This is a genomic window from Gilvimarinus gilvus (assembly GCF_030518155.1).
GTDB classification, from domain to species: domain Bacteria; phylum Pseudomonadota; class Gammaproteobacteria; order Pseudomonadales; family Cellvibrionaceae; genus Gilvimarinus; species Gilvimarinus gilvus.
On sequence record NZ_JAULRU010000566.1, the window covers coordinates 1 to 503 of the forward strand.

Here is a 503-nt window from a genome sequence, read left to right on the forward strand (position 1 = left end):
GAAGAAACACTGCGACTGTGGCGCCCAAGCCATCAAGAAGAACTTCACCGATGCCGAAATTGCTGACCTGGACAGCAAGGATGGCGTGGACGCCAAGCTGATGCAGAAAGCGCAAACGGTTGTGAAACAGGCCTGCGCACCAAAGGGCTGAAACCTTAAAGCCAAAGTCGGCTGGTAAATCTTTGAGCTGGATCAATATCCGGCGAAGGTAAAAGGCGCTAGATGCGCAGAAATGGACTATGATACGTCCCGTGCTCCGTAGCCTCGGCCGCATTGCACCACCGAAAAAACTAAATGTTCTGGAGATTCACCCATGTCCAATCGCCAACAAGGCACCGTCAAATGGTTCAATGATGAGAAAGGCTACGGCTTCATCACCCCAGCAGGCGGCGGCGACGACCTGTTCGTTCACTTCAAAGCCATCGAATCTGACGGCTTCAAGAGCCTGAAAGAAGGCCAGACTGTTTCCTTCGTCGCCGAGCGCGGCCAGAAAGGCATGCAGG

Annotated in this window: 1 protein-coding gene; it reads left to right on the forward strand. The window is 53.7% G+C overall.

Translation table 11 applies throughout. The features are described from left to right. Window positions 1-313: 313 nt before the first annotated feature. The coding region (locus QWI17_RS10610) for a cold-shock protein (RefSeq protein ID WP_302722479.1) at window positions 314-503 on the forward strand (190 nt) is incomplete at its 3' end.